At 65.8% G+C, this 5,542-nt stretch carries 6 protein-coding genes and 1 rRNA gene; 3 read left to right on the top strand and 4 right to left on the bottom strand.

Going from position 1 to position 5,542, the window contains the following annotated elements; translation table 11 throughout:
• Positions 1-17: 17 nt before the first annotated feature.
• Positions 18-134, top strand: a 5S ribosomal RNA gene (gene rrf / locus QH195_RS03830).
• A 168-nt stretch (positions 135-302) separates the two neighbouring features.
• Here rrf and QH195_RS03825 read toward each other — a convergent pair.
• Both QH195_RS03825 and QH195_RS03820 read right to left on the bottom strand, forming a co-directional pair.
• Positions 303-500: a hypothetical protein gene (locus QH195_RS03825; protein ID WP_280434330.1), complete on the bottom strand. Its 198-nt coding sequence runs from the start codon at positions 498-500 to the stop codon at positions 303-305.
• A complete protein-coding gene (locus QH195_RS03820) occupies positions 497-1,417 on the bottom strand; it encodes a hypothetical protein (RefSeq protein WP_280434329.1) in 921 nt (306 codons plus the stop codon). Before QH195_RS03820 ends, QH195_RS03825 begins: the two co-directional genes overlap by 4 nt.
• 228 nt (positions 1,418-1,645) lie before the next feature.
• Between QH195_RS03820 and nucS the strand changes: the two genes are divergently transcribed.
• Positions 1,646-2,332 (top strand): endonuclease NucS, encoded by a 687-nt coding sequence (gene nucS / locus QH195_RS03815; RefSeq protein ID WP_280434328.1) that lies wholly within the window; start codon positions 1,646-1,648, stop codon positions 2,330-2,332.
• 9 nt (positions 2,333-2,341) lie between these two features.
• On the top strand, positions 2,342-2,647 hold the full coding sequence (locus tag QH195_RS03810; protein WP_280434327.1) for an ATP/GTP-binding protein: 306 nt from the start codon (positions 2,342-2,344) through the stop codon (positions 2,645-2,647).
• Between the two features lie 683 nt (positions 2,648-3,330).
• Here QH195_RS03810 and QH195_RS03805 read toward each other — a convergent pair.
• Positions 3,331-4,347 carry a hypothetical protein gene (locus QH195_RS03805; protein ID WP_280423016.1) on the bottom strand — a complete coding sequence of 339 codons (1,017 nt, stop codon included), beginning with the start codon at positions 4,345-4,347 and terminating at the stop codon, positions 3,331-3,333.
• Positions 4,348-4,433: 86 nt separating this feature from the next.
• Positions 4,434-4,907: a methylmalonyl-CoA epimerase gene (mce, locus tag QH195_RS03800; protein ID WP_280423017.1), complete on the bottom strand. Its 474-nt coding sequence runs from the start codon at positions 4,905-4,907 to the stop codon at positions 4,434-4,436.
• Positions 4,908-5,542: the final 635 nt, after the last annotated feature.

The raw sequence follows: 5,542 nt of genomic DNA, 5'->3' as shown, positions 1-5,542 counted from the left end.
GGATAGTTTCATAGAGTTACGGCGGTTATAGCGGCAGGGAAACGCCCGGTCCCATTCCGAACCCGGAAGCTAAGCCTGCCAGCGCCGATGGTACTGCACTCGACAGGGTGTGGGAGAGTAGGACACCGCCGGAACATAATTCCCTCTAGGGGCCCACATTCGTGGGCCCCTAGAGTGCGTTCAGGGATACCTCATCATTCGGCGACGACCGTCCGATCGGCTCGCGTTCATGAACAACTGCCGCAGAACGCTCTGGCTGCTGTGTCCGGTGATGTCGGTCGGTATCGGCGCCGGCGTAACGGCTATGGAAGTTCCGTGGCCTTACGCTTCCATTCCGCAATGAGCGCCCGGTTACGGACGTCGAATTCGCGGCGATCCGCTTCGGGCCAGGTAGCCGTATCCATATCCAGGCCACGTGCGGTCACGAACGCCATGAACTCATCGGACATCGCCCGGCTGCGTGCCCGGATGAATTCTTCTTCTGCGGGAGTCACGTTCACAGGACCCTCACTCCGTACCATGCTGTCCCCTTCATGAATTTTTTGCCGAGCTCTGGGTCGTCCCCCGAGAGGGCAGCGAGTTCACTCGGCGACGGGTATTCGATCACTCGCCCCTCGAATCTGCTCAGCATATCGTCGAGCTGCACTCGATCCGCTTCTGAACAATCGTTGTAGATACTGCGGATCTTGTCCGTGATCGAGGAGACCGAGGACTCGAGGCGTCCAGGCGACGTGTCGAAGTCGTAGCCGGCGCGTGCCCACACATACCCGCCGTCGTCGGTCGCGAAAACCGTCACCCGGTCCACACCGGACCTGCGATAGTAGGTTTCCATTGCGGAATTGAACGCAGTGGCGAACCCCTGCCCGGTGGCGTCCTCGTCCAAATCCATCATCCGATTCTCCACTACGATTCTTCCCCGGTCGTCTACATAGATCTTCCACTCCAGGATGCCGACGATGGATTCGGCCGAGGTGGTCCCCCTGGTGGGATCGCGGATCGATGCGTGATAGGTGAATCCGTTTCCGTCATCGAGATAGTCGGCCCGGGCGGTGTGCACGTCGTAGGGGCCGTACCTGTGGTTCAGGCCGGACAATATGGCTTCGAGTCGCTTGTTGTCGGCGGCGGACCCCCGGAGGAACGTGCGAAGGTCGGGCATGGAGGTCAGGTCCGGGATACCAAGCTCTTTGCGCACCCGCGTCATCGGCGGCGCGGTCGGTTCCGGACCGCTCTCGGTGCTGCCCGCTACCGATCTCCTGACTCGTTCGGCGCCGGCGGTCTCCCTGTCCGAGACCTCGTCGAGTAGGTTGCGGATGACACCGGTCCGTTCACCGGTCCGGCGCTTGTGGTCCGCGGCGAATTCGAGAGTGCTGTCGACGATTCGCCCCGACCCATCGCGGATCAGCCGAGAAATCCACACCGGTCGTACCTCCGCGATGCCTGCCGCTGTCGGGCGTGAGAAACGGTCGCCCTCGCCGTTGATTCTGCACCGGCAGGTCGGCCGGGCGGGTATCTGGCAGCGGCGGCCGGTGTCGATACGGTCTGTGTGCCAGCGGTCCGCTCGCTGGTCCAGCGGCGATCGTGAGACGACCGGAACGGTCGGCGGCCGCGCGGGGCGATTCGGTGAACAGGGCCTAGACTCTGCCGGATGCGACTCGTGATTGCTCGTTGCCAGGTCGACTATGTGGGGCGGTTGACCGCTCATCTGCCGATGGCTCGCCGGCTGTTGATGCTGAAGGCGGATGGGTCGGTGCTGGTGCATTCCGATGGGGGATCGTACAAGCCGTTGAACTGGATGAGTCCGCCGTGCTGGCTGGAGGAACGGGAGCCGGACGCGGTGGCGGGACAGCTCAAGGCGTTGTGGGTGGTGAGCAACAAGGCGGGGGAGGAGTTGCGGATCGGAATCGAGGAGATCGAGCACGATTCCAGCCATGAACTCGGTGTCGATCCCGGGCTGGTGAAGGACGGTGTCGAGGCGCATCTGCAGGAGTTGCTTGCCGAGCATGTGGAAACCCTGGGCTCGGGGTTCAGCCTGATCCGGCGGGAGTACATGACGGCGATCGGACCGGTGGACCTGCTGTGCCGGGATGCGGACGGGCGGACGGTCGCGGTGGAGATCAAACGGCGGGGCGAGATCGACGGGGTGGAGCAGCTGACGCGCTACCTGGAGCTGCTGAACCGAGATCCGCTGCTGTCGCCGGTGGCCGGGGTGTTCGCGGCGCAGCAGATCAAACCGCAGGCGCGGACGCTGGCCGAGGACCGCGGGATCCGGTGCCTGACCCTGGATTACAATGCCCTGCGCGGGACCGAGAGCAACGAATTCCGGCTCTTCTAAGCTAGAGGCATGCCACGACGAAAACCGCGCAGCGGGCGTTACGGGGCGCAGCCGCAGCGGCTGGGCACCGGGCTGGGCGACGTCTATCGCCGGACCGAAGCCGGACCGGACGGCGACGAGTACGTGGTGCGGACGGTGCCGGGCGCACGAGCGGTGAGACGGTACCGCTGCCCGGGCTGCGATCACGAGGTCATGCCCGGGGTCGCCCATGTGGTGGCCTGGCCGGCCGGTAGCGGCGAAACGGATCGCCGGCACTGGCACAGCGGCTGCTGGAACGGCCGGGGTACCCGCGGCATCACCCGGCGGTGGTCTTAGCCCTGCCCGGCCAGGCGGCAGACCACCCACCCGGCCCCTCACGGTCATCACCAACATCTTGCCGGACACCGTAGAAGCCTGGTGGGCGACGGCGGGTCTCGATCCGAACCCGTGATCGGCATCCCCGCCGGCCGGTGGCGTGGGCACGCGGTCCGGCCGGCACCACCGGAAGACGGTTCCACGGGGGTGGGCTCCTGCATGGCCGGGCAGATCGCGGCCACCGTCCGCAACCGCAGCTTCAGCTGAAGGCGGGAAGTGGCGGTGCCCTGCCTGCCGTGCCGGCTCGCGGTGGGATGGCTACCTGGCGAGAGTGCCCCGGCCCAGAGTTACGGCGCAGACGTGTTCCGGGCGTTGTTCTGTTGATGATGGTGTGCCCATTACTCGGCGTCCGACCTCGTCGAACGGCGGGATCCAAAGCGTTGGCGGGGCGGACATGCGCCTTGTGCCGCGGCAACCAGCGACTGCCACGGTTCTGTTGTGCACAGGCTCCGGCCGTGCGGGCGGTTCTCGCCGCCGCATCGAGGGCGGCAGCAAGCGCGGAGGGAGAGAAGGGGACTTCGCTCGCAGCGGAGGGCGGAGGGCGGAGGGTTACCGGATATGAGGAAGGCCGCCCCGGGGGGGGCGGCCTTCGGAGTGATTTGTCGTGTCGCCGTACACGTTCCGACAGCAGCTCTGAGGGAGCTCTAGTTGCTGATGTCGGCGTTTTCGCGTTCTTCGTCGACGATATCTTCCGACTCGTCTTCGGCGTTCACCTCGGGGATCGCCTTCTGATTGTTACGGCCGGAGACCGACTTGTTCTGCCCACTGCCGATGGATTTACGCGACTGTTCGGGCACCCCGTCGAGCAGTTCGCTCTCCCGGTTGACGGCGGCGAGCATGGCGGGCACCGAGTCGAGCTGACCACGGATACCGAGCAGCTGGGCCAGGACGCGGCCACGCAGAACGCGCATCTCCTCGGCCAGTTCCTTGGCGTGCGCGATCTTGCGCTCGGAGGTCTGGGTGGCGGAGGTGATGAGACGGTTGGCCTCGTCGGTGGCGTCCTTGATCCGCTGGGCGGCCTCGGCGCGGCTGGTGGCCTCCAGCTCCTCCATGGCGCGCGTCAGCTTGGTGCGACGCTCGGCCATGGTGACCTCGAAGTCCTGCTGAGTGGCCTTGCGCTTGGCCTCGGACTCCTTGGCGAGGCGTTCGGCCTCGGCCTGGGCGGCTTCGATGATCTTCGAGGATTCGGTACGCGCGTTCGCGAGGGTCTGCTCGTACTCGATTTCGAGGGCTTCGCGCTTCTCTTTGGTCTCGGCGAGCAGCGATTCGTACTTACCGCGCATCTCCGCGGCCTGCTGCTCGGCGATGGAGACCATCTCCGCGGCCTCGGCCTGCGCGAGCGCGCGGACCTCGGAGGCCTCGTCGGAAGCCAATCGCAGCATCCGGGAGATGCGATCGCTCATCCCTTCCGCGGTGGTCGGCGGGACGGACAGCCGGTCGACTTCCTTACGGAGCTCGTCGATTTCGTCGCGGGCATCCTCCAGCTGACTGGCGAGGTTGCGGGCCTGGGCGGCAGCGGCATCGCGGTCGGTGGCGGTGACCCGCAACTCGGCATCGAAACGGTCGAAATAGTTACGTACCTCGTCTTGCGCATAACCCTTGCGCACGACGGTGAAGGGCAGCGCAACGAAGCGATTGCGATCGGACTCGGGTGACGACATGGCCAACAAACTACAGCCTGAGACCGGCGCATGGTGAGCCGACCGGGAATGTTATCGGAGGTATGCCTAACGGTCCGATTACGATACTAGTGCGTAACATTCGGGTCCGGCTCGACCAACTCGACCAGCACACCGCCAGCATCCTTCGGATGGACGAAATTGATGCGGGAGTCGGCGGTTCCGCGGCGCGGCGCCTCGTACAGCAAACGCACTCCGCGATCGCGCAGATATGCGGAAACGGCGTCGATATCGGTGACCCGGAAGGCCAACTGCTGCAGGCCGGGTCCGCTGCGGTCGATGAACTTCGCGATGGTGGAGGTCTCGTCGAGCGGTGCCAGCAACTGCAGAGCAGTCGAATCGTCCTCGGCGGCGGGTGCGGACAGCATCGCTTCCTGGACGCCCTGTTCGTCGTTGACCTCACGGTGGGTTTCGACCAGGCCGAGGTTCTCGGCATACCAGGCCACGGCCGTGTCCAGATCGGGCACGGCGATGCCGACGTGATCGACTGCGACGACGTAGTCGGCGGGGATGAATTCTGATGACGGGGTAGCGGTGCTCACCCTTCGAACGTAGCGCGTTTCGGTTCGTTCCCGGGGCGTACCCACTCGGATGGAGGCAAGTGATGGTGAGTGCCGTCATGTCTTCGCGGGTGATCTGCGCATCCCTGCGGGTCGAACGCCGGGGCCGGCGGGTTACCGTGGAGTCGTCCGCGCGATGCGTTACTTCCGGGTAGCGCGTCGGGTCGGTTCACCTCGAGCCGGCCGATGGCGGTCCGGTCCGCGGCGGACCGGTCGGAGGCGGCTCGGCTCACGGCGAACATCTTCGTGGCGAGACGGTCCGTTCGACGCCTGCCCGCTGTGGTCCGGTATCCGCACCGGTCGGATCGGACATCTCCAGAGGTCGACATGGACCTGCCTGATCGTCGATTCAGGCCGGACCGGCGGCCGATCGGCTCGAGCCTGGATTGATACAGGCCGGGTCGAACTGGGGCAACGTGAACCTCCCGGGATCCGATCACCTCCGTGGTCGGGGCCCGCCCCTGGTCTGGAGCGACGGAGCGGGGGAGCGAAGCGGAGGAGCGTAGGAGTGAAGACCAGGGGTTAACAGGGCCCCGACCCGGGGCGCCCGCGGGGGGGGCCCGAGCAAGAGGGGGGGGGGGGGGCACAACCCCGGATTTTTGCCGGGGGGGGTTTTT

It is taken from the genome of Nocardia carnea (genome assembly GCF_029868855.1).
GTDB lineage: Bacteria > Actinomycetota > Actinomycetes > Mycobacteriales > Mycobacteriaceae > Nocardia > Nocardia carnea_A.
The sequence above is the reverse complement of the archived record's forward strand: the minus strand, read 5'-3'. Positions and strand labels throughout refer to the sequence as shown.